We start from the raw sequence: 22293 nt of genomic DNA on the forward strand, positions 1-22293 counted from the left end.
TGCTGGCCTAATGCACGGATTAGGCTGACTGCGGCTGCCGTAAGCGGGACGCGGTGTCACTGGTCGGCCGAAACCCATGTTCTGCCCCGAGCCCGAAGTAGTGGCGGAAGCTGTAGATGGTCGGTTCCCAAGATCGAGGATCAATATGGTTTGTCCCGGCAACAACGATGTCGGCGCTGGCATGGATCCGTACCACTTCAGCTTCTATAAGGTAGTAGTCGCCCAGCCCGGGCGTGGCACGGCGAACCTCTGCTTCGAACTGCAGCGCACATTCCTGGATGCGCGGCGGAACCACAATTTCCGATGCCTGAGGGGTCAGCCCCGCCCGGCCGAACTTGTCGTTCTCATGCACGTACCTTGAGGATTTCGCCTCAGGGACAGGATCTGCGCCGGTGGTATCAGCAATGTCTTCAACGTGCCGCCAGAGCTCCGGGCCCGGGAAGTTGACGGTGAGCCCTCGGCGCTCGTGGAGGTTGGCCATGGTTTGGCCGTCGGCGAAGAGCCCAAGGACCAGCATGTGCTCCAACGCCCAGTACGACGATGCCGGCGCGACATTGAATGACCCGTCGGCATTTTCGGTGCATAGAAGCATGACAGGAGTTCCGACGTAGAGGACGTTGGGCTTTATGACGACGTGCTGGGAAGCGGCCATTGAATTCCTTGAGTGCAGTTACCCCGCGAGGGAACCACTGAAGCCTGGCAGCTTGACGGGGGAGTGGGAAACGGGTCTAACGGGATGCGAGGAGCCTGGGACGGACAATGCCCGCCCCAGGCTCCTGGTCAGCTGTTGGTTACTGACCCGGGAACGTCTTGTCCAGGGCGTTGAGGATGTCGTCGATGAGGTCTTCAGGATCCTCCAGGCCGATTGAGAGACGCAGGTGTCCGTACTTGTGGAATAAGGCCGGGTAATTTTCCGATCCGCCTCGGGCGTCCGGGCCGACGTGGACAACCAGGGTTTCATCGTGACCGAGCGAGACTGCGGAGGTGATGACCTGCAGGTTTTTGACGAAGCGGTTCTGGGTGTCTGAGTCTCCATCAACAGCGAACGCGAGCACCCCACCGTATCCGCGACCCCCGAATTGCTTGCCTGCGAGTTCGTGCTGGGGATGGGATGGCAGTCCCGGGTACAGCACGTAGGCGATACGGGGCTCGGCTTCGAGGACTGCTGCTACTTTCTCGGCACTGGCGAACTGCTGCTTGAGGCGCAGCGGCAGGGTGACTGAACCGCGCATGATCATCCAGGCGTTGAAGGGGGAGATGACGCCTCCTGCGTCGACGATGGCGTCGTGTCGGATGTGTTGGACGAGTTCGCGCCGTCCGATGACGACCCCGCCCATGGCGTCGCCGTGGCCGTTGATGTATTTGGTCAGCGAGTGGATGACCAGGTCGGCGCCGTCGTCAAGGGCGCGGTAGAAGGGGGCCGGGGTGAAGGTGGCGTCGATGGTCAGCAGGACGCCGGCCTCCTTTGCGATGCCGGCAAGGGCTGCAACATTGGCGACCTTGGTGGTCGGGTTGGCGATCGTTTCGGCGTGGATCAGCTTGGTGTTGGGGCGCACTGCGCCGCGCACTGCATCGAGATCATCGGCGTCGACGAAGGTGGCCTCGATGCCGTACTTCTCCGGCAGCAGTTCGCCGAACAGGCGGTAGACCGCTTCATAGGTGACGTTGGAAACGACGACGTGGTCCCCGGACTTCAGGAGACTGAAGAAGACCCCGTGCAGTGCTGCGACACCGGTTGCGAAGGCGGCGGCGGCTTCGGCGCCTTCCATCGCAGCAAGTTTGGTTTCCAGCGCCACCTGGTTGGCGCCTGCGTTCCTGGTGTAGACGAGACCATCGTCCACGCTTGACCAGTCCATGTCCGACGGGTCCTCGGGCAGCAGGTAGGAGTTGGCCATGATCAAAGGGGTGCGGAGCGCGCCGGTGCCTTTGTCGATGCTGTTGCCGCCATGGACTGCCCACGTGGCGTCGTGAACAGAGTCCCTGTTGTGCTTGCTTGGGGTCCGCTTCATTGCTGTTGTTCCTTCCGAACGGTGTGACGCGTCAGTGCCCGATGGTTTGAGACGCTGGACGGTGGCTGATCAGTGGTTGGGATGTTGATACCTCAAGGGACAGAACTGCTGACTGCGCCCTGAAAAAGCTGATGATTTTGTTCAGGCGGTCAAGGTCGGGGACCTGGACCCGGAGCAGGATGCTGTGGTCGGCATTCAAGTGCTCGGCTGTGGTGATTTCCGGGAGGGATTCCATGCTGCGCTGCAGGTCGTGCCCACTGCGCCCCGGCTCCTGGGCAATCCTGATCACCGCAGGAATGGGCCTGGTGGCCGGATCCGGGAAGTTGCGGATGATCGTGTACCCGCCGATGTGCCCCTCGAGCTCCAGCCGGTAGATCCGCCCTTCGCACTGGGCTGCGCTGATCCCGGTTCGCTCAGCGATGGTTTTCAAGGGAAGCCTTGCTTCGTCCTGGAGGACGTTCAGGATCTTCAGGTCGGTTGAATCCAGTGCCGGTAGCTTCACAACGATGTCCTAGATCTTGTCGATGTCCTTACCCGAGGCCAGTGCCGGCGCCGACAAGGTGCTGGGCGGCGACGACGTCCGGGCCCAGCAAGAGAAGGTGGCTTGTGAGGTCCTCGCCGGCAGTAAGGAGGGCTTCGGTGGTTATGGGCCCAAGGGCGTCCAGGATGAACAAGGCTGTGGTGGTGCCCTCGTGCAGTTGTGTGCGTCGGCCTTGACGCCAGTTCCAGCGCCTACAGGTCACGCCCTCGTCATCACACCACACCACTTCGCCGGTCTCGGGGTATTCGACCAGCGGTGTTCCACTGGCGACCGTGTCGAAGGGTTCCTGGCCGGTGGCCCGGAGCAGCCTGGGTGGCCCGCTGTAGCGGTCGAGGTCTTCGCCGCCGAGCGGAATCTGGTGCAGAACGGACACGGCGTTGTAAAGGTCGGTGAGCCTGTTGACCCTGGGAAGCCCTGCATCGGCACGACGTACCAGCGCCTCCAGGCTGTTGCGTGTGCGGTTCGGCTTGGCTCCGAAGCTCTGGTACGCCTCTCGCCACGCAGCAACGTGCGGAAGGTGTTCAACCTTCCGCTCCCGCAGTGCAGCCTGGGCTGCAGCCTCTGCCTTTTCCAGAAGGGTGTTGCTGGCTTCGTCGCTGGGCCCGGGCACGAGCCCGTCTACGGCGATCAAAAGGGCCCGGTAGTCTGGCCGCAGCTCGAAAACCGCAGGTTCGACATGGGTTTCGTCGAGGAGCTTCTGAAGGGATGCGGCACTACTCATTGCCGGCCTCCCGATGCCCTGAGCCGACACCACGCTCGAAAACTGCGAGGGAAAACCTCGCCGCCTCCGCGCCGTTGTTTGCATAGGAGTGCGCTATGTCGCCAGGGAAGGTCACCGAGTCGCCGACCTCGAGGATAACCGTTTGGTCTCCGGCGCTAACTGCAACCGTGCCGTGCTGGACCTGCAACAGCTCTTTCGTTCCGGGGCTGTGTGCCTCACTGGCGTGATGGTCACCGGGCCCAAGGGTCCAGTCCCAAAGTTCCACCACTTCCGGGGGCTCCGTGCCGGCCACGAGCACTCCGCGGCCGCCCGATTCGCTGCTCCACAGCACAGCACCCTCACCGCTGCGGGTGACCTTCACGGTTTTCTGCTCCGGCGACTGAACCAGATCGGGAAGCCCCACGCCGAGGGCGTCGCTGAGTCGGAGCAGCGTGCCGACGCTTGGGTTCGTGGTCGCCTGCTCCACGTTAACGAGCATGCGTCGGCTCACCCCGGCGGCTTCGGCAAGCTGATCCAGCGTCCAGCGGCGGGCCTGGCGTTCCTGCTTAACCCGGACACCGATGGCCGATGCCAGCGATGCGATGTTTTCATCCATAAATGCATGATACTGCACTGCAAGTGCACTTTGCAATGCTTCGAGCGTACAAACAAGCTATGCCGTGGGGAAATAAGCAGAACCAGAGGAAAGGAAAGGAGTGCCCCGCTTCAGCGTTGCACTCCTTTGCCTCGCACTCTTTGTACCGGGCGGTCCGAGACGCGGCCTGGGACCCCATCCCTCGATCAGGTGTCCACCCGTTATGAAACGAGCGCCGGTTCTTCGACCCGCTTTTGTAGCTTCGAGTGGCGGATGGAATAGGTGAAATAGAACCCGGCGGCCAGCAGCATCCACAGGACGAAGGCGATCAGGGTGGCAGGACGCAGGTCCTTGATGAGCCAAACGCAGCCCAGGATGGAAAGCACCGGCACGACAGGATAGAGCGGGACCTTGAACGGCGCGGGCTGCTCTGGTGACTGGGTGCGCCTGATGATGACCGCCAAGGACACGACGATGAAGGCGACGAGCGTTCCGATGCTGGTCATCTCGGCAAGAAAGTTGATCGGCAGCAGCCCGGCCAATACGGCCACGGCCGTACCGGTAATCAGTGTTCCAGCGATGGGAGTGCGGGTCCGCGGATTGATTCGGGAGAATACCGGGGGCACCAGTCCGTCGGCACTCATAGCAAAAAAGATGCGGGTTTGGCCGTACAGGATGACCAGGGTCACGCTGAAGATGGACACGATGGCGGCCAGCGCGAGTACCGTTCCGGGCCAGCTTGCGCCCGTCACGCTCTGCAGGATGGCAGCCAGTCCGGCTTCTTGTCCTTCGAATGACTGTGTGTCCTGCGCGCCGATAGCCACGACCGCGACAGCCATGTACAGGACTGTGACCACGCTGAGCGTGATGAGGATTGCCATGGGCATCGTGCGGGCCGGGTTTTTCGCCTCGTTACCCGCCGTGGAAACGGCATCAATGCCGATATAGGAGAAGAAAATGATGCCAGCGGCGCCCGTGATGCCGGCGATGCCCATGGGGGCAAAGTTGGAAAAATGATCCTGGTTCCAGCCGGTCACGCCGACGACGATAAACATCACCAGCACAGCCAGCTTGATTAGGACCATTGCTGCGTTGGCTTTTGCTGATTCACTGACCCCGCGGATCAGAAGAAGCGTGCACATACCCACAAGGATGATGGCAGGAAGATTCACGGCGCCACCGGCCTCAGGTGCGCTGGACAGGGCATCAGGGATGCGGATCCCGAAGAGATTGTCCAGAGCCTGATTCAGGTACTCGGACCATCCCACGGCCACAGCTGCTGCCGAGACTCCGTATTCCAGCAGAAGGCAGGCCCCCACGCCGAGGGCCGGCAATTCGCCCAGCGTTGCGTACGCATACGAGTATGAGGAGCCGGAGGCGGGGATGGCACTTGCCATTTCGGCGTAGCAGAGGGCGGTAAGACCGGCCACTACGGCTGCGATGACAAATGACCAGATCACCGCTGGTCCGGCCACCGGGACGGCCTGTGAAAGAACGATGAAAATCCCTGTTCCGACGGTGGCCCCGATGCCCAGCATGGAAAGTTGGAAGGTTCCCATACTGCGGGTGAGAGCGGGTTGCTCCGGGGAGGGCTGCATTCCCGGGGTTGTCCTGCGAAAAAGGACGTGGCGAACTGTAGACATCTGAGAAACTTCCTTGCTGTTGCCTGGCCTGATGCCAGGTGGCACTGCCTCCACGGCATCCGCGGCGTAAGGCAGTGAGGGCCAGGGCACGGGAACATCCCATGCTCGCCCAAAAGATCCGTTGGACATGCTTTCGATATGAATCGGTATTGGCGCGATCCGGGACTTGTCGATCCGTGGATCCCTGCCAAAGAACCTCCGGCCTCACGATTTTGGGAGCGGCGGCTGTGATTCGTGTCAATGGTAGGTAGGAAAAACCGGCATGCCAATGGGCTATATTAGAAGCGACGATTAAGGTGTGACTTATGGATCCATATCAGCTGAGTGTTTTGCGCGAACTCGGGGATCACGGCAGTGTTGCCGCTACTGCTCAGGCCCTTGGGGTAAGTCCATCAGCAGTTTCGCAGTCTCTGGCTGTTCTCCAGCGAAAGTTCAAAGCCCCGTTGACGCAGAAGCGTGGGCGGTCGGTGGAGCTGACGGATGCGGGCAAGGCCTTGGCGGTGGCTGCCATTGCAGTGTCGGAAGCGATATCCCGGGCAGAGGCTACTGTTGATGACTTCGTTGGAGGTATCGATAGGACTGTTCACGTAAGTGCTTTTCACAGTGCAGCTGTGACGTTTTTCCCTGGCCTTGCGGCTTTGGAGCACTCTGAAGGGTTCCCGGAGGTTGAATGCTTCGATGAAGACGTGGACCGGGTTTCGTTTCCGGCGCTGACAGCGAGGTACGACATTGTCATCGGCCACAGGATGAGCCATACACCGCCTTGGCCCAGAGACCGGTTGGCCGTGTTGTCGCTTTTGCGTGAACCTATGGACATTGCCATGCACGCATCCCATGATCTTGCCCTAAAGCGTGTACTAACGCCCTCGGATCTCGTCGGAAACACGTGGATCTCAACCCAGGCAGGTTTCTCGCCGGCTGACATGCTTGATGCGGTGGCTGCTGCTGCCGGTCATCCCATGCGGGTTATGCACCGGATCAATGACTTCAGCACAGCCGCGGCGATGGTGTCTGAGGGCGGGCATCTGGCATTGCTGCCAAGGCACACAGTCCACATCCCGGATTCCTGGAATGTTGTCCTGCGTCCGTTGGAAGGGTTGCAGACCGTTCGGCACGTGGACATGCTGATCAGGCCTGAGCGTGTCGTGCACAGGGCTGTTGCTGTTGTTGTTGACGCATTGCGCTCAATCGCTCAATCGCATATTAAAGCCTCTGAAGACAGGAATAACCGTGCCCAAGAGTCCCCGTGACGAGATTGACGCGCAGATTTTGGCTGAACTGCGGCGTAATGCCCGGATCAGCCTTGCCCAGCTGGGGGAGCGGGTCCTGCTTTCCCGTAACGCCGTCCGGCAACGGGTTGAGCGGCTGGAACGCGACGGCTACATCCATGGCTACACCATCAAGGAGTCCGCCGGGGAAGGGACCCCTACCGTTAACGCTGTCCTCCTCGTTCAGCGTCATGACCGTATGCGGGGCAGTGACGTTATTGCAGGTCTCCGGGCCATCCCGGAGGTGACAACGTGTGATGTGGTCAGCGGTGAGCTGGATCTCGTCGTCAGGATAGAGGCTCCTGACGCGGCAAGGATCCAGCAGATCTGGCATCAGGTTTCTGAATTTCCCGGCGTCAGGGACATCACCACCGCCTTGTCGTTGTCTACCGTCATAGACAGGCAACTGCCCCGCTGATTACACCGGCTTTTCCTGCCGCCCCGTTCGGGATGAGGCAGGGTTAAAAGGGTCCGGCGTTGCGGGCCCTTGTGGCTTCGCAACGCCGGATTGTCGCAGGCTGGTCGGGCCTGGGCTATGCGCTTATGAGCGCATCGACTTGTTCTTGTCCGATCAGTCCCTCACTGAGGGCGATGTCCAGGACAGTCTGCCCGGAGACGAGGGCCCGGTGGGCAATGTCCGCTGCCACGGCGTAGCCCAGCACGGGCAGCAACGCGGTGGCCTGCGCCGTTGACGCCCGTGCACGGGAACGCAGCAATTCTTCGTTTGCCTCGATTCCGTCAACACACAGTTCGCGCAGCACATCGCACCCATTAGTCAGCCAGGATAGCGACTGGAGCAGTGCGTGTGCGATGGCAGGTTCGAAGGCGTTCAACTGCAGCTGCCCGTTCTCGGCGGCCATTGTGACCGTCACGTCTGCGCCGGCAACGAAGAACGCTATCTGATTGACAACCTCTGGCATGACCGGATTGACCTTGCCGGGCATGATTGAGGAGCCCGCCTGCCGCGGGGGCAGTCGGATCTCTCCCAGCCCGGTTTGCGGGCCGCTGGAAAGCAGGCGCAGGTCGCTGCAGATTTTTGATAGTTTCACTGCTGTGCGCTTCAGTGCTCCGGAGAACGTCATGAATGCGCCGGTGTCCCAGGTGGCTTCTACGAAGTCATGCGCGCGGGACAATTTGACCCCGCTCACGGTGGAGAGCTTGTCGATAACCCGGTCCAGATACAGGGGATCAGCCGTGATCCCCGTGCCGATCGCCGTGGCACCAAGACTGCATTCGAGCAGTAAGTCAGCGGCCTCACGCAGCCGCCGCTGGTCCTCATCCAGCGTGACCGAAAACGCGGTGAACTCCTGTCCGAGGGTCATCGGGACAGCGTCCTGCAACTGGGTGCGGCCGATCTTGGGAATGGATGCAAAGACCTGTCCACGGCCGGCAAAGGAGGCCGAAAGGAGCGCCAGACGCTCCAGGAGATCCTCCAGGGCGAAGACAAGTGCCAGCCGTACAGCGGTTGGGTAAACGTCATTGGTGGACTGGCACTTATTGACGTGGCCGATGGGATCCACGACGTCATAGGAACCCGGCTGCTGGCCCAATACCCGGAGGGCAAGGTTGGCGATCACTTCGTTGGCGTTCATGTTCGTCGAAGTCCCCGCCCCGCCTTGGATAACGTCGACCCGGAAAGCGTCGTCGACGTCACCTGCCGCGACCTTGTCGCAGGCTTCGGCAATGGCGTGGCCGACCTCGGCAGGGATCAGTCCCAGCTCGGTGTTGGTCAAAGCAGCAGCTTTCTTCACGTAGGCAAGGGCGCGCACGAGGTGCCGGTGGGTGCCCAGTTGAATGCCGCTGATGGGAAAGTTCAGGATCGCCCGTTCGGTGTGGATGCCCCACAGGGCTGACTTAGGGACCGCCAGTGCCCCTAGGCTGTCCCGCTCGATTCTCACGCCAGTGCTCATGAGGCGATCGCGATGACTTTGGGCTGGGTCATCTCCTCGTACGCGAACCGGACACCTTCCCGGCCCATGCTGCCGTATTTGGACCCTCCGAACGGCATGGCATCGAGACGGTAGTCGGATGAATCATTGATCATCACTCCGCCGGCGTCGATCGCTTTGGCAGTGTCCAGGGCGCGGGTCAGGTCCTTGGTGAATACCCCTGCCTGCAGGGCGTACTCGCTGTCGTTAGCCAGCTCTATGGCTTCCTGGGGCGAGTCAAAGGGCTCGAGGAGTACTACGGGGGCAAACAGTTCCTCACTCCAGGCTTCACAGCTGCGGGGGACCCCGGTAAGAACAGCCGGAGTCAGGACTGATCCTTCCAAGGCGCCACCTGTCAGCAGCTGCGCTCCGGCGGTGATCGCGTCATCGATTTTTCGCTTGGCCTCGGCTGCCGATGCGTCGCTGATCATCGGCCCCACGTCAGTTTGTTCGTTGCGGGGATCACCCGTTTTCAAGGCTGCTGTTTGGCTTACGAACGCATCGAGGAACACATCGAAAACAGGCCGCTGGACCAAAATCCGCTGGGCGCCGATGCAGTTTTGTCCCGCTGCCCAGAAAGAACCGGACACGCTGGCCTCGACGGCGGCCGGAATGTCGGCGTCGTCAAAGACGATGACGGGTGCGTTGCCGCCGAGCTCCATGGACAGGCGCTTGATACCAGCGTTGGCGGCAATGGCCCGGCCGGTGGAGAAACCGCCCGTGAATGACACCATGCGGACAAGGCGGGACGAAATGATGGTCTGGGCGACCGTGCGGTCGCCCAGTACGACGGTGAGGAAATCGGCGGGGAGTCCGGCTTCCCGCAGGAGGTCCACGAGGAAGATAGCCGTCAGCGGTGTCAGCTGGGACGGCTTGAGGATGACGGTGTTGCCACCGGCAATCGCCGGCCCGATTTTGTGGGTTACGAGGTTCAGGGCGTCGTTGTAGGGGGTTATCGCCGCAATGAGCCCCAGCGGCTCCCGGGTAAACCAGCCTTGGCGGTTTTCGGATCCCGCGAAGGAGTCAAATGGCACAACTTCCCCAACGTTGCGGCGTGTCTCTGCCGCTGAAAGCTTGAGAGTATTGACCGCCCTGGAGACCTCTTTGCGTGCCTGCCTGATGGTTTTGCCGGCCTCGGACACGATCAGGCCTGCGGCCTGCTCCGCGCGCTGCTGAAGCAGCTCAGCGGCGGTGTCCAGGATCCTGCCGCGTTCGTGGCGCGGCGTTGCTGCCGCCGCCGGTGCGGCCGAAGCGGCACGAATGAGCTCCACCTGGACGTCGGATTCTGTGCACTGGGGCAGGGTCGCCAGGACCGTGCCATCGTACTTGTTGCGCACCACTAGATAAGTAGTAGTCGTAGTGGCCGCTTTCGTGGCGGTTGCTGTTTCAGGCACGGACGGCTCCCTTGGTGAACTCGTGGACGGCGGTGATATCGGAAATAAGGGCGTAAGCGGTTTCGACGCGGCCGGCGCCGGGACCCGACACGGTGACAGCTCCCAGGAGGTCCGTGCTGAAGGAAACGGCGTTGGTCGCGCCGGAGATGCCTGCCAGCGGGTGGTCAGCGGGAAGGGCGATGGGTTGGACTGTTGCCACAACTCGGCCGTCCTCGCCGCGGCGGGCCTCACCGATAAGCTTCCAGCGTGATCCGTTCGCCAAGGCCTGGGCCACGTCGTCGCTGGTGATGTCCTGAATTCCGGTGGTCTCCACCTCGTTGGGGTGCAGGTTCGCACCCAGCAGTTCATTGGCCAGGATGGCAACTTTCAGGCGTACGTCGGAGCCGCCGATGTCGGCAGTGGGATCCGCTTCGGCGTACCCGCGGTCCTGGGCTTCGGCAATAGCCTCGTCCAGGCGAAGCCCGGCTTCCATCCTGCCAAGGACGTAGTTGCTTGTTCCGTTGAGGATTCCTTGGACGCTGTTCAGTTCCAGGCCTCCGAGCATTTTGTGTGCCAGGCGGATAACGGGGGTGCCGCTCATGACGGACCCTTCATACTCGAAGCGCACACCGTTGCTGGCGGCCAGTTGGGTCAAGGTCTGGCCATAGAGCGCCACTGGCCCCTTATTGGTGGTGACGACGTGCTTGCCCGATTCGATGGCCCACTTCACATGTGAAACGGCAGGTTCCCCGTCGACCGGGCTGGTAAAGGTTGCTTCGACGACGATGTCGGCCGGGCTGTTCTTGATGATTTCCTCGTTGCGGGGATCGCTGCTGCCGCCCGGCAATCCCTCGAAGGACAACCCGCGAGGCATCGCCAGGACGGCAGCAAGGTCAATGCCGTCGCCCTGCACGAGCGAGCCAAACGCAAGGTCAGTGATGGCCACGACACGAAGCTCGAAACCGAGAGCAGCAAAGCGCTGCGGTTCATCTCGAACCAGTTCGGCCAGTGCGCGGTTGACGCCTCCGAAGCCGATCAGGGCCAAGTTGTACGTAGTCATTGAATCTCCTTGGTTGGGGCTAAATTTCCTGTCCCTTAAGCCTTGAGCCGCGGAGTGTCAGTTATGTAGAAGCAAAGCGCTTGCTTGGGCTGACAAATCGACCAAAAGTGCGGTGAGGAGGCCCCGATCGTCATTCCTGGCGCAACCAGGGGCGAATGACTGCCGAACTTACAAAAAACGACGGCGTCTGCCACCTACGGAAGGTGGCAGACGCCGTCGTTGGGTTCTGCTCCTGGGCTGGTTACCAGCCGCGTTGGGCGAGGCGGTGGGGCTGGGGGATTTCGTCGACGTTGATGCCGACCATGGCTTCGCCCAGGCCGCGGGAGGCCTTGGCGATGACGTCCGGGTCGTCAAAGAAGGTGGTGGCCTTAACGACGGCGGCCGCGCGCTGGGCCGGGTTGCCGGACTTGAAGATGCCGGAGCCGACGAACACGCCGTCAGCGCCGAGCTGCATCATCATGGCGGCATCCGCCGGGGTGGCGATGCCGCCGGCGGTGAACAGCACCACCGGGAGCTTGCCGGCAGCGGCAACTTCCTTGACCAGTTCGTACGGGGCCTGCAGTTCCTTGGCCGCGACGTACAGCTCGTCCTCGGGCAGGGCTGCAAGCTTGGCGATCTCCGAGCGGATCTGGCGCATGTGCCCGGTGGCGTTGGACACGTCACCGGTGCCGGCCTCGCCCTTGGAACGGATCATCGCAGCACCCTCGTTGATACGGCGCAGCGCCTCACCGACGTTGGTGGCACCGCAGACGAACGGAACGGTGAAGTTCCACTTGTCAATGTGGTTGACGTAGTCAGCCGGGGTCAGGACCTCGGACTCGTCAATGTAGTCCACGCCCAGGGACTGCAGGACCTGGGCCTCCACGAAATGGCCGATCCGGGCCTTGGCCATGACCGGAATGGACACGGCGTCGATGATCTTCTCGATCATGTCCGGATCCGACATCCGGGACACGCCGCCCTGGGCACGGATATCAGCCGGAACGCGCTCCAGCGCCATCACAGCAACAGCACCGGCGTCTTCGGCGATGCGAGCCTGTTCGACATTGACGACGTCCATGATGACGCCGCCCTTGAGCATCTCAGCCATGCCCCGCTTCACCCGGCTGCTGCCCGTGTTCACGGTCTGGGTTGGTGTTGTCGGCGATGGGATGCTCATGGGTTGTCCTCCAAATCCAGGGTGCCATCCGTGTCCAGGAGGGCAATGATCGTATATTCGTGCGTTTCAATGATTCTGCGGGTTCGTGATTGTTCGTCGAAGATCCACACGAGGCCCAGCTCCGGCAGGAGGTCTGTCACGGGCCCCGTGTGGCAAACCGTTGCGCCCTGGAGGGCCCGGATTTGGGTTCCCGGGGTCAGGTCGGAGAGTCGCGCTGGCCGGATGAAGCCGTCCTTCTTGTGTGACGCCAGGTGGGATGGGGTCAGGCTGAAGCCCTGAGGCTGTTGGGGTGTCATTTCTGCGCTTCTTCAAAGATCTTGGCAAGGATGCCGGCGGATGCTATTTGATGAGGGTGAAATCTGGGTGCGGAGCAGGGTGTCGGCGTCCGCCGCGTTGTGCCGCTGCCCCTGCGACGACGACGAGCAGTAGCCCAAGGATTTGCATGGCCGATGGAAGCTGGTGCAGGACGACCATGCCGAGGGTTAGAGCTATGGCAGGTTCGAGTGCCATGAGCGTTCCGAAGGCCGTGTGTGTCATCTGGCGCAAAGCCAGCATTTCACAGATGTAGGGCAGGACAGGTACCAGGACGGCCAGTCCTGCGGCAACGGCTATTACTTCCCAAGTGATGTGCCCGAAAGCCTGCGGTATGCCAAAGGGTGCCGTGACGATGGCAGCGACGGGGATTGTCAGGCCGAGGGCCCCGATTCCGCTGAACCGATCCCCGACCCGTTGGGTGAGCAGTATGTAGGCAGCCCATCCCAGGGCGCCGAGGACGGCAAAGCCCACACCAATCAGGTCGACGGTTCCTGCCCACGGTTCGGTGAGGAGAAGAATACCGGCCAATGCTGTTGCCGGCAGGATCAATGAGCGCACGCCATGCCCCCGCAGTGCGGCAACGCTCAGGGGACCCAGGAATTCGATTGCAACTGCTATGCCCAGTGGGAGGCGTTCCATGGCTGCGAGGAATGTCACTGACATTAACCCGGTTGCGACTCCCAGCCCGATCACGGCCGGCGCGTCGCGAAGTCGCAGGGACTTCAATGGGGGACGGGCCAGCACGAGCAGGATGAGGGCCGCCATGCTAAGTCTCAGCCAAGCTGTCCCGACCGGCCCCAAGGCCGGGATCAGGCCTGCTGAGAGGGCGGAACCCAGCTGCATGATGAACATGGCGGCCACGGTCAACGCCCAGGGTGGGATCGAGGTTTTTGTAGAGTTCGTCATAACGGGTGCCCTTTTCCTTGGCCGCCACTGCGTGCGTCACCGCAAGAGGGTTCACGTCGAAGTGGTGTTGTCGAGGAGGTGTTTGGTGATGCTGATGTCCGGGCCGAGCCTGGTGAGGTGGGCGGAGAGCTCATCGGTTGCGGCGTGGAGGGCGTCGGTGCTGACAGGATCCAATGCATCCAAAATGAACAACGCGGTGGTGGTTTTATCCCGAAGTTGTGTCCGGCGCCCTTGGCGCCAGTTCCACCGTCGACAGGTCACCCCGTCCTCGTCACACCAGATCACTTCGCCTTGGTCGGGGTACTCGATGACGGTTTCGCCGTTGGCGGCGGTGTCGAAGGGTTCCTGGCCTGTGGCACGGATAAGGCGCGGCGGGCCGCTGTAGCGGGCAAGGTCTTCGCCGCCGAGCGGAATCTGGTGAAGGACGGAGATTGCGTTGTAGATGTCGGTCAAACGGTTCACTCTCGGCAAACCGGTAGCGGCGCGGCGAAGTAATGCTTCCAGGCTGTTGCGGGTGCGGTTCGGTTTGGCTCCGAACGCCAAATAGGCCGCACGCCAGGCAGCAACATGAGGCAAGGCTTCGACCTTATGATGTTCATTCAAAGCGAGCCGGGCGGATGCTTCAGCCTGCTCCAGCAAAGCGTCACTGGCCGCATCGCTCGGCCCGGGAAGGAGCCCATCAACGGCGAGCAGCATGGCGCGGTAGTCGGGCCGCAGATCACTGACACCCGCATCCACGCAACTGCCTTGAAGGATTTCCTGAAGGTGGCTTGTCTTGGGCATGGTCTCTCTTCCGCTGGCTTGGTGCGCGGCCCCATCGCGTACCGGTTAACACATCACTAATGCATCATACTGCACTTTTAGTGCAGTATGGAAGTTGCCGGTCTCAGATCTGCAGGAGCCTGCTGCTGGCGTGACGGACTGCATGGGTGATCCGTTCGAGGCGCACGGAGGACAGCGACCAGCATTGCCAATAGAGCAGCACGTCATGATGCAACTGCGGTTCAAGGGAAACAAGGACGCCCTGACGTGGGTCTTCCTGAAGTTGTATCTGCGGAAGCATGCCCCATCCAAGCCCGGCATGGACGGCTTCCAGAAAACCCTCTGAGGACGGGATCGTGTGCATTGGAGGGAACTGCCCGACACCCCGTGAGCGGAGGAGTTGATGCTGCATATCGTCGTCTGGGCCGAACCGGAGCATGGGCATCTTGGACCAGTTGATGCCCTCGTCGGTGTCAAAGCGTTGAAGCAAGTCAGGGGAGGCTGCGGGGGTGTACCGTATGACGCCCAGAGGTTCTGCACGGCATCCACCGATTGGCCTGGGATCAGCGGTCACTGCGCCGACGACAACACCCTGGCGGAGCAGGTGGCTGCTGTGGTCATGGTCCTGGACCTGCAAGTCCAATTCCGTGTCGCCCCAGCCTGCCGCTTCGTACAGGACCGGGGTAAACCACGTCGCCAGGGAATCTGCGTTAAGGGCTACGGACACGACGCCGCGGTTTGCGGCGCCCCCGCCCAGGTCCTCCATAACGTCTGCTTCGAGGGTCTGCACCTGCCGTGCCATGCGCAGCACCACCGCACCGGCATCGGTTGGGCTGCTCGGCAGGGTACGGCGCACAAGAACCTGTCCTACGGACTTTTCCAGAGCCTTGATCCTCTGGCTGACTGCCGAAGGGGTAACGCCGAGGAGGTCGGCGGCTGCCTCGAACAACCCCGTATCGACGATGGCACTTAGTGCCCGTAAGTGTTCGAAGTTCATGATGTAAACGTTAATGACCTGCTCCTCTGCCGGTTCGGTGGTGGCGCGGACTGCCCTTCCCTTACCGTCCGCGCCACGCTGCGACGCGCATCAACTGGCTACAGGACCTTGCTCAAAAAGCCTTTCGTGCGCTGGTGCTGCGGATCGGCGATGACGTCGCGCGGGTTGCCGGATTCGATGACGACGCCGCCATCCATAAAGGTGAGGGTGTCCCCGACTTCCCTGGCGAAGCCAATTTCATGGGTCACGACAATCATGGTCATGCCTGTTGTGGCGAGGTCCTTCATTACATCCAGCACGTCGCCAACCAGTTCGGGATCGAGCGCTGAGGTCGGTTCGTCGAAAAGCATCAGGTCGGGGTCCATGGCAAGTGCCCTGGCGATGGCGACCCGCTGTTGTTGGCCGCCGGAGAGTTGGGCCGGATAGTAGCTGGCACGATGGGCAAGTCCTACCCGCTCCAGCAGTTCCTGGGCACGTTGCTCGGCACGCTTTTTCGGCTGTCCCTTCACCTGGACCGGTGCCTCGACGATGTTCTCAAGGACGGTCTTGTGGCCAAAGAGGTTGAACCGCTGAAACACCATGCCGATGTTCCGGCGCTGCCGGGCTATCCCCCTGGGGTTCAAGTCATGAAGCTTGCCGTCTTTTTCTGTGTAGCCGATAAGTTCATCGTTAACCCAAATGCGGCCGGCGCTGATGGTTTCAAGATGGTTGATGCACCGCAGCAGTGTGGACTTTCCCGACCCTGAAGGGCCGATGAGCACCGCGACTTCGCCTTGTTTGACGGTCATGTCAACACCGCCCAGAACATGGTGGTTACCAAAATACTTGTGGACGCCTTCGATCCGCACAAGGTCATTTGTGCCCGGCCTGCCAGCGGCGGCAGGGGGCTGGGAGTGGGTTGCAGTGCTCATCGGCCGCTCTCCTCAATCGTCGGGCTTGTGCCGGTTGCCTTGGCGGTCACCGGTTCGGCGCTTGCCCCAGCCTGGTTCAGGGCTGCAGGTATGGCCGCCAATCGGGTTGTTCCGTCGATGCCCTTTCCGTAGTGCTGTTCGATGAAATGCTGCCCGACCATGAGGATGCTTGTGACAACGAGGTACCAGAACGCCGCCACGATGAGCAGGGGAATCGGGAGGTAGCTTCGGTTGGCCAGGGTGTTCGTGACAAAGGTCAGGTCGAGGGTGAACGGTACGGCAAGGACCAGAGATGTGGTCTTGAGCATGCCAATGGTTTCGTTGCCAGTGGGGGGAACAATGACGCGCATGGCTTGCGGAAGGATAATGCGCCACATGATTCTCGTGCCGCGCATGCCCAGGGCCTCTGCTGCTTCGATCTGGCCCTTGTCCACGGATTTCAGTCCTGCGCGGAAGATTTCGGCGAGGTAGGCTGATTCGTTCAACGCAAGGCCCAGGACCGCCGCCCAAAAGGCGCTAAGCAGGTCCTGGGTGGTCAGGGTCAGAACCTCTGGTCCGAACGGGATCCCGACGACAATTTTCGGGTAGAGGACGGCGACCAGTCCCCAAAAGATCAGCTGGGTGTAGACCGGGGTCCCGCGGAAAAACCAGACCCAGAACCAGCTTGACCAGCGGAAGATGGGGTTTTCCGACTGGCGCATGAAGGCCAGCAGCACGGCAAGGGTGACCGCGATCGCCATGGAGAGCACGGTGAGCAGGAGGGTCCAGCCGACCCCGCGGACGACGTTTACGTCCAGAACGTAGAGGGCGAATGTTTCCCAGTGGAAATTGGGATTGGTGGCCAGGCTTTGGAGTGCGAGGGCACCGATGACGAGGATGGCGCCTGCTCCCACCCAGCGTCCCGGATGCCGCACCGGTACCGCTTTGATGAGCTCAGGGGACTCCGTCGTCATTGTATTTTCCGGGTTGCTGGTGATGACGCTCATGATGTGACGGCGGGATTGACTTCGGGGTTTGTGATGGCCCCGTCAGAGTTGTTCCAGGATTCAAGGATGGTCTTGTACGTTCCGTCTGCGATCAGTTTCGTGACCACTTTCTGGACGAGTTCGGCCAGTGCCGGGTCGTTCTTCGGTACAGCGATACCCACGGGTGAGGTGTTGTATACCTCGCCGGCTTTCTCTACAGCGCCATTGGTCTGCTGGATGGCGTATCCGACCAGAGTTGATTCGGCCACCATCGCGTCGATGCTTCCGTTGACCAGGCGTGTCGTGACATCGGTCTGGTTCTTCAGGGTGACAACGTTGACCGGTTGTTTGCCTGCTTTTACGCATTCGTCATTGCGTTCTTTGAGGTCCGGGTCTTCTTGGGTTGTTCCAGTTTGGACTCCGACGGATTTGCCGCATACGTCATCGGGTGAGAAGTTTTTTGGATTGCCCTTTTGAACTGCCCAGGTCGTGCCGGCTTGGAGGTAGCTGACAAAATTCACTGCCTCGAGGCGCTCATTGGTGATGCTGAAGGAGCTGATGCCAAGATCGTATTTGGGGCCCAAGGCGGGCAGGATTCCGGTGAACTCCGCCGTCTGAACCTCTACTTTCAGGCCAAGGGTGGCGCCGATTGCCTTTGCCAGATCTATCCCGTAGCCCATCGGGGTCCGGTTGTCTGAGCCGCCGAGGAACTCGGCGGGAGCGTACGTAGTGTCGGATCCGATGACAAGGGTGCCCTTAGATTTGATGGCTGCCGGCAGTTGAGAGGCGAGGGACTCATCTGTCTTGACGCTGGCGGGATCAAAGCTTGCTGTAGGGGATCCAGCGGAGGAAGGCCCGCTCACGGCCGTCCCGGCCGCGCCGGTGCAGGCCGACAGTGCCAGCACGCAGGCAGTCAGGATTGCCGCTCCTTTTGCCAGGGATTTGGTTCGATGCCTTTCAGGGGCTGGGGGAGCAGCGCTAAAACGGGCCTGCTTCCGGTTGGTTGGCTGGGTCACGGATAGGTTGGTCGATTCCGACATTGTGCCTCCTGATTTGTGCTGCCGATGATTGTCGCGAAAGGATCTGCTGCACGGATATCTGATCCCGCTAAGCGGCAGGGTTTGAGAGGGCCCGCCGACCTGTTCTTCCCAGGCCGTGTCCAGGGCCAAGGATTCGACGTTGTTGCCTGCCGGGCCCGGCAGGTAACACATCTATAGGGGCTGGATGCAGAAAGAGGATCGACTCTTTGCCCAGGGTCAGCCACATGCTCCACCTGGTCAGGCTGAGCGATGGAGATAATGCTATGGATCACAAAAACAAAGACCAACGACCCATTTCCAAAACGAGGATTAAGGATGGCCTAATGGGAGCGCTGGCCCTTCCCGACTCAGATGTCTGAATCTGTGGGCAAGTCGTCCTTCTGGACAGTTCCGATGCGGTTTGGGAGAGGACACGATGAAAACTGACCTCTATAGAGCCCCAGGAGAAAACACATGACGGAAAAAATTGCAGGCATCACAATCCCGGACACCGAATTGGTACGGGAAGCTACAGCGTTGGCAGCTGAAGCAGCTGACGAGGCCATCTTCAGCCATTCCCGGCGGGTCTTTTTATGGGGAACATTGCAGATTCAGGCTTTGGGCCGTGACGTAGATCCCGAACTTGCCTATGTGGGCGGGTTATTTCACGACCTTGGTCTCACAAACAAATACCGGACCAGCAACCAACGTTTTGAAGTCGACGGCGCGGACGTGGCTTACAACTTCCTCCGGGAACACGGCCGCTCCGACCAGGACGCCCGCGCTGTGTGGCTGGGCATCGCCTTGCACACAACACCCGAAATTCCTCTCCACCTTGCACCGGAAACCGCTGTTGTCACTCTTGGTGTCGAGACAGACGTTCTAGGCCTGAATCTGGACCGCATCACCGCCCGGGCCCGTGAAGAAGTGGTAGCAGCCCATCCCCGGCCAAATTTCAAACAAACAATCCTGCAGGCGTTCTATGAGGGCATGCGTGACCGCCCCGAGACAACATTCGGGACCATGAACGACGACGTTCTCGCGCATTTCGATGCGTCATTTCCGCGCGAAAACTTCGTCGACATCATCCAGAACAACGCCTGGCCGGAGTAACGACATCCTGACCAAGGACTTAGCCCATTTAGCCGACATCACCGCTGCCTGACGCAGCGGCGCTGTCGGTGGCCGGTCAACCACCAAAGTATTATTGATTACCGTGCCTTGACGCGACCCGAGCACAGGCAAGCTTCAAGCACCCTCGGAAGGAGCGCTGTGGACCGTCCCCTAACAGTCGCCTTCCTGGTGTATGACGGCGTCAAATTGCTGGATGTTTGCGGACCGGCAGAAGTGTTCGCGGAGGCTAACAAGTTCGGAGGCAACTACTCGCTGCGGTATTTTTCTCCCTCCGGCGGGCCGGTCAGGACCTCCATCGGACTCCCGCTGCAAGCGGAGGGTGATATCGATGAGTTGGTTGAACTGGACACCCTCATAGTGCCAGGGAGCGACGATCTTCCGACCAGGCCTATACCCGGGGAACTTGTCCAGGCTGTCCAACTCCTTCACAGCGGGGTCCGGCGGTTGGTGGCCATCTGCACCGGCGCCTTTGTGCTCGCAGCGGCGGGCCTGCTGGAACAGCGTCAGGCAACTACTCATTGGCAGCATGCCCCGCTGTTGGCCAAATCCCACCCTGATGTCCACGTGAAAGCTGATGCCCTATTTATAACCGACGGCAGGGTATACACATCCGCCGGTGTCTCAGCAGGCATCGATCTGGCCCTTGCACTAGTTGAAGGAGATCAGGGAGGCGATGTCGCCAGGGAAGTCGCCCGGAATCTCGTCCTTTTTATGCAACGGCCAGGAGGGCAATCCCAGTTCTCGGCGCCTCTGTCCATCAAGGCACCTAACCATCAGCCACTGCGAAAAGTCGTCGAGCTTATCTGCGCCAGGCCCGACCTGGACTATGACGCCCAAGCGTTGGAAACTTTAGTCGGGCTCAGCTCACGACAGATAGCAAGACTCTTTGCCTCCGAACTCAACACAACCCCCAGTAAGTTCGTCGAACAAATACGCATCGACCATGCAAAGGCCCTCCTTGCAGCAGGTCACAGCATCACCAGGACCGCAAAAGCGTCCGGCTTCGGCAGCTCTGAGTCCATGCGTCGGATCTTTCACCAGCGCATGCGCATCTCACCAAGCGACTACCGAGCCCGGTTTCACTCAACCGTGAACAGCACAGAAGTTTCCTCGTAGTCCACCCCGAGCAACGGAAACCACTGCGCCTGCAGAAACCGCAGGGGCCCGTATTACCTTGAGTTGGCCACTAGATGATTAATTCCCAATGGTTTTGGGGGTTTTAGTGGTCGTAGGCGGTTAGGGAGCGTTTGCGTCTGGTGTTGGTGTGCCAGTTGTGCCAGATCCCCGCCGCGAGTGCGAGGAGTTTTGAAGCGACTCGTGCGTAGACGCCCTCGAGGGTCCGTCCGCCGTGGTGTTCAAGGCCAAGCTGGCCTTTGAGGGTGTCGAAGACGGACTCTATCCATTGACGGATTCCGCCGAATCGGCCGAACCGGGGTTTTTCGTCTTTGCGGTCAGGACGGATCAGCGTGGCACCGAGGTCTTCGGTGACGAACCGTTCGAAATCGCGGCCGGCAAAGCCTTTGTCGCCGAGGATGACTTGCCCGGCATGGATCAGCCGGTGCTCGCGTTCTAGCAGCGCCTGGGTGACTTCGCGTTCCCCGAGTTTGGGGTTTGCCAGTCCCCAGATCACTGGCATGCCTTCCGGGGTGCTGATCAGGTAAAGCCGGAATCCCCAGAAGAAGCGCGAGTGCGAGGCACAGTACCCGTAGCCGGCGTGGCCGGACAAGTCGGAGCGTTTGACCGTTTCCCGCGACATGCCGCAAGGCAGCGGAGTGGAGTCGAGAAGGCGCAGGATCTCGTGCCAGGACTCGGTGTCCCGGGCCAGGGCGGTGATGACCGCGGAGATCAGCGGTCCTGCCGCCCGGCCGCGCTTGTTGTAGCCGGACTGGTGCGGAATCTGCGGGAAGTGACCGCGCAGATGCGCTCTGGCATAGCGAATCCAGCGGGTTTCTGAGGATGATCCGTGCAGCAGGTGCTGGGCCACGACAAGGCACAGCAGTTCGGCATCATCGAGCTGGACCTTTCGGCCTGGGCGGCGGTCCCGGTTATGACCCAAGTCGGGCAGGACACGGTCGGTCAGGAAGACATAGAGTGTGGTCAGGAGGGTGTTGAGTTCATTGTTCACACCAAGGGTTTAACACCCTCCGCCAGCAATTAACAGACCCCCGGCGCAAGCGGCACCGGGGGTCTGCTCTGCAACAAGCCCGATTAGGACTTACTCATCTAGAGGGTCACTCGGCCCGCCCGCCACCACGTCAACCTCAGCAAGAGCCCGCGAACGGCGACGCAGTGGATCAACCCCACGTCCTTGGCACACGCCTGATTACCTTCCTGGCCAGCAGCAGCACCGGAAAGCAGGCACCCGATCCTGGGATCGCTACGCGGCAGACAGCGGGAAGTAACCAAGCCACAGGGGCGCCACAGCTACTTGCCGCGGAAAGAGTCGAGGCGCTGATGGTTAAGAAAAACGTGGCATCGCCACGGAGTGCATGTGAGCGTCTTTGGTCGTTTCGCCATCAAGGATGGCCAAATTAGCCATAGGAGACTGACAGGGCTGGGCAGGAAAGTAGTAGTCGTACCCGGGACCAAGCACAGGCGCCACAGCCGCCATTGTTATCGGTGGGCTACGGCGTGTTATCCGCGGCACCGCCGGAAGCGTGATGCCCGGGTGCGCCTATCCGCGCACCCGCATGAACTAGTCACCCGTCCCTACATTGGCGACAATAAAACAGTAAGGAAGAAGACCATGAGCGACGACCCCTATGAGGCGGTAACCGTCACCGCTGGGACCCGGTCCCTGCTGGAAGGCGAGTTAGACCGTGTTGTCACCATGTACCGGGAACAAGCTGTTGCTGAGGGGCTTCATGGCATCCTGGTTACCCATGTAGCACCAGGACGCTCCCGCGTCTCCATCAGCCAGACTGTGCCATTCGGTCTCACCAGGGAGGTACATGCATGGTGACTTCACCAGTACGGAGCCGACTGCTCATGGATTGTGGATGACAACC

At 60.9% G+C, this 22293-nt stretch carries 23 protein-coding genes; 5 read left to right on the forward strand and 18 right to left on the reverse strand.

The window, feature by feature from the left end; translation table 11 throughout:
- Positions 1-19 precede the first annotated feature (19 nt).
- From Q9R30_RS14085 to Q9R30_RS14110, 6 genes are all read right to left on the reverse strand, one after another.
- Positions 20-652 (reverse strand): flavin reductase family protein, encoded by a 633-nt coding sequence (locus tag Q9R30_RS14085; protein WP_311217938.1) that lies wholly within the window; start codon positions 650-652, stop codon positions 20-22.
- A 139-nt stretch (positions 653-791) separates the two neighbouring features.
- On the reverse strand, positions 792-2009 hold the full coding sequence (locus Q9R30_RS14090) for an aminotransferase class I/II-fold pyridoxal phosphate-dependent enzyme (RefSeq protein WP_311217939.1): 1218 nt from the start codon (positions 2007-2009) through the stop codon (positions 792-794).
- Between the two features lie 31 nt (positions 2010-2040).
- Positions 2041-2511 (reverse strand): Lrp/AsnC family transcriptional regulator, encoded by a 471-nt coding sequence (locus tag Q9R30_RS14095; RefSeq protein ID WP_311217940.1) that lies wholly within the window; start codon positions 2509-2511, stop codon positions 2041-2043.
- 28 nt (positions 2512-2539) lie between these two features.
- Entirely contained in the window at positions 2540-3271 is a 732-nt protein-coding gene (locus Q9R30_RS14100) for a phenylalanine--tRNA ligase beta subunit-related protein (RefSeq protein WP_311217941.1), read from the reverse strand.
- Positions 3264-3866 (reverse strand): XRE family transcriptional regulator, encoded by a 603-nt coding sequence (locus tag Q9R30_RS14105; protein WP_311217942.1) that lies wholly within the window; start codon positions 3864-3866, stop codon positions 3264-3266. Before Q9R30_RS14105 ends, Q9R30_RS14100 begins: the two co-directional genes overlap by 8 nt.
- A 200-nt stretch (positions 3867-4066) precedes the next feature.
- Positions 4067-5617 carry an amino acid permease gene (locus Q9R30_RS14110; RefSeq protein ID WP_311217943.1) on the reverse strand — a complete coding sequence of 517 codons (1551 nt, stop codon included), beginning with the start codon at positions 5615-5617 and terminating at the stop codon, positions 4067-4069.
- A 176-nt stretch (positions 5618-5793) separates the two neighbouring features.
- Between Q9R30_RS14110 and Q9R30_RS14115 the strand changes: the two genes are divergently transcribed.
- Positions 5794-6738: a LysR family transcriptional regulator gene (locus tag Q9R30_RS14115; RefSeq protein WP_311217944.1), complete on the forward strand. Its 945-nt coding sequence runs from the start codon at positions 5794-5796 to the stop codon at positions 6736-6738.
- Positions 6719-7174 (forward strand): Lrp/AsnC family transcriptional regulator, encoded by a 456-nt coding sequence (locus Q9R30_RS14120; RefSeq protein ID WP_311217945.1) that lies wholly within the window; start codon positions 6719-6721, stop codon positions 7172-7174. The genes Q9R30_RS14115 and Q9R30_RS14120 overlap by 20 nt, the downstream gene beginning before the upstream one ends.
- Before the next feature lie 115 nt (positions 7175-7289).
- Here the strand turns inward: Q9R30_RS14120 and Q9R30_RS14125 are convergent, their stop codons facing one another.
- The 11 genes from Q9R30_RS14125 to Q9R30_RS14175 all read right to left on the reverse strand — a co-directional run bounded on the left by Q9R30_RS14125 (position 7290) and on the right by Q9R30_RS14175 (position 18343).
- The gene (locus tag Q9R30_RS14125) at positions 7290-8666 is read right to left on the reverse strand and encodes an aspartate ammonia-lyase (RefSeq protein ID WP_311217946.1); all 1377 of its coding nucleotides are present in this window, start codon (positions 8664-8666) and stop codon (positions 7290-7292) included.
- Positions 8663-10078, reverse strand: coding sequence for an aldehyde dehydrogenase family protein (locus Q9R30_RS14130; RefSeq protein ID WP_311217947.1), 1416 nt, complete (start codon positions 10076-10078; stop codon positions 8663-8665). The genes Q9R30_RS14125 and Q9R30_RS14130 overlap by 4 nt, the downstream gene beginning before the upstream one ends.
- Positions 10071-11117 carry a homoserine dehydrogenase gene (locus Q9R30_RS14135; protein WP_311217948.1) on the reverse strand — a complete coding sequence of 349 codons (1047 nt, stop codon included), beginning with the start codon at positions 11115-11117 and terminating at the stop codon, positions 10071-10073. Before Q9R30_RS14135 ends, Q9R30_RS14130 begins: the two co-directional genes overlap by 8 nt.
- A gap of 241 nt (positions 11118-11358) precedes the next feature.
- Positions 11359-12276: a pyridoxal 5'-phosphate synthase lyase subunit PdxS gene (gene pdxS, locus Q9R30_RS14140; protein WP_311217949.1), complete on the reverse strand. Its 918-nt coding sequence runs from the start codon at positions 12274-12276 to the stop codon at positions 11359-11361.
- The gene (locus Q9R30_RS14145; RefSeq protein WP_311217950.1) at positions 12273-12572 is read right to left on the reverse strand and encodes a hypothetical protein; all 300 of its coding nucleotides are present in this window, start codon (positions 12570-12572) and stop codon (positions 12273-12275) included. The genes pdxS and Q9R30_RS14145 overlap by 4 nt, the downstream gene beginning before the upstream one ends.
- A 43-nt stretch (positions 12573-12615) precedes the next feature.
- Entirely contained in the window at positions 12616-13497 is an 882-nt protein-coding gene (locus Q9R30_RS14150; protein WP_311217951.1) for an EamA family transporter, read from the reverse strand.
- Between the two features lie 51 nt (positions 13498-13548).
- Entirely contained in the window at positions 13549-14280 is a 732-nt protein-coding gene (locus Q9R30_RS14155) for a phenylalanine--tRNA ligase beta subunit-related protein (RefSeq protein WP_311217952.1), read from the reverse strand.
- Between the two features lie 103 nt (positions 14281-14383).
- Positions 14384-15256, reverse strand: a complete 873-nt coding sequence (locus Q9R30_RS14160; RefSeq protein ID WP_311217953.1) for a LysR family transcriptional regulator ArgP — start codon at positions 15254-15256, stop codon at positions 14384-14386.
- A gap of 98 nt (positions 15257-15354) precedes the next feature.
- Positions 15355-16167 carry an amino acid ABC transporter ATP-binding protein gene (locus tag Q9R30_RS14165; protein WP_311217954.1) on the reverse strand — a complete coding sequence of 271 codons (813 nt, stop codon included), beginning with the start codon at positions 16165-16167 and terminating at the stop codon, positions 15355-15357.
- Positions 16164-17153, reverse strand: coding sequence for an amino acid ABC transporter permease (locus tag Q9R30_RS14170; RefSeq protein WP_311217955.1), 990 nt, complete (start codon positions 17151-17153; stop codon positions 16164-16166). The genes Q9R30_RS14165 and Q9R30_RS14170 overlap by 4 nt, the downstream gene beginning before the upstream one ends.
- On the reverse strand, positions 17150-18343 hold the full coding sequence (locus tag Q9R30_RS14175) for an ABC transporter substrate-binding protein (RefSeq protein ID WP_311217956.1): 1194 nt from the start codon (positions 18341-18343) through the stop codon (positions 17150-17152). Before Q9R30_RS14175 ends, Q9R30_RS14170 begins: the two co-directional genes overlap by 4 nt.
- Positions 18344-18625: 282 nt before the next feature.
- Here Q9R30_RS14175 and Q9R30_RS14180 point away from each other — a divergent pair, with 282 nt between their 5' ends.
- Both Q9R30_RS14180 and Q9R30_RS14185 read left to right on the forward strand, forming a co-directional pair.
- Positions 18626-19264 carry an HD domain-containing protein gene (locus Q9R30_RS14180; protein ID WP_311217957.1) on the forward strand — a complete coding sequence of 213 codons (639 nt, stop codon included), beginning with the start codon at positions 18626-18628 and terminating at the stop codon, positions 19262-19264.
- Between the two features lie 159 nt (positions 19265-19423).
- Positions 19424-20401, forward strand: coding sequence for a GlxA family transcriptional regulator (locus Q9R30_RS14185; RefSeq protein ID WP_311217958.1), 978 nt, complete (start codon positions 19424-19426; stop codon positions 20399-20401).
- Positions 20402-20504: 103 nt separating this feature from the next.
- On the opposite strand, the gene Q9R30_RS14190 is transcribed toward Q9R30_RS14185, so the two are convergent.
- Complete coding sequence (locus Q9R30_RS14190; protein ID WP_311217959.1) at positions 20505-21410, reverse strand: IS982 family transposase; 906 nt, start codon at positions 21408-21410, stop codon at positions 20505-20507.
- A gap of 621 nt (positions 21411-22031) precedes the next feature.
- Here Q9R30_RS14190 and Q9R30_RS14195 point away from each other — a divergent pair.
- On the forward strand, positions 22032-22247 hold the full coding sequence (locus Q9R30_RS14195; protein WP_311217960.1) for a hypothetical protein: 216 nt from the start codon (positions 22032-22034) through the stop codon (positions 22245-22247).
- Positions 22248-22293: the final 46 nt, after the last annotated feature.

The organism is Arthrobacter sp. AB6 (assembly GCF_031844545.1).
In the GTDB taxonomy this organism is placed as follows: Bacteria; Actinomycetota; Actinomycetes; order Actinomycetales; family Micrococcaceae; genus Arthrobacter.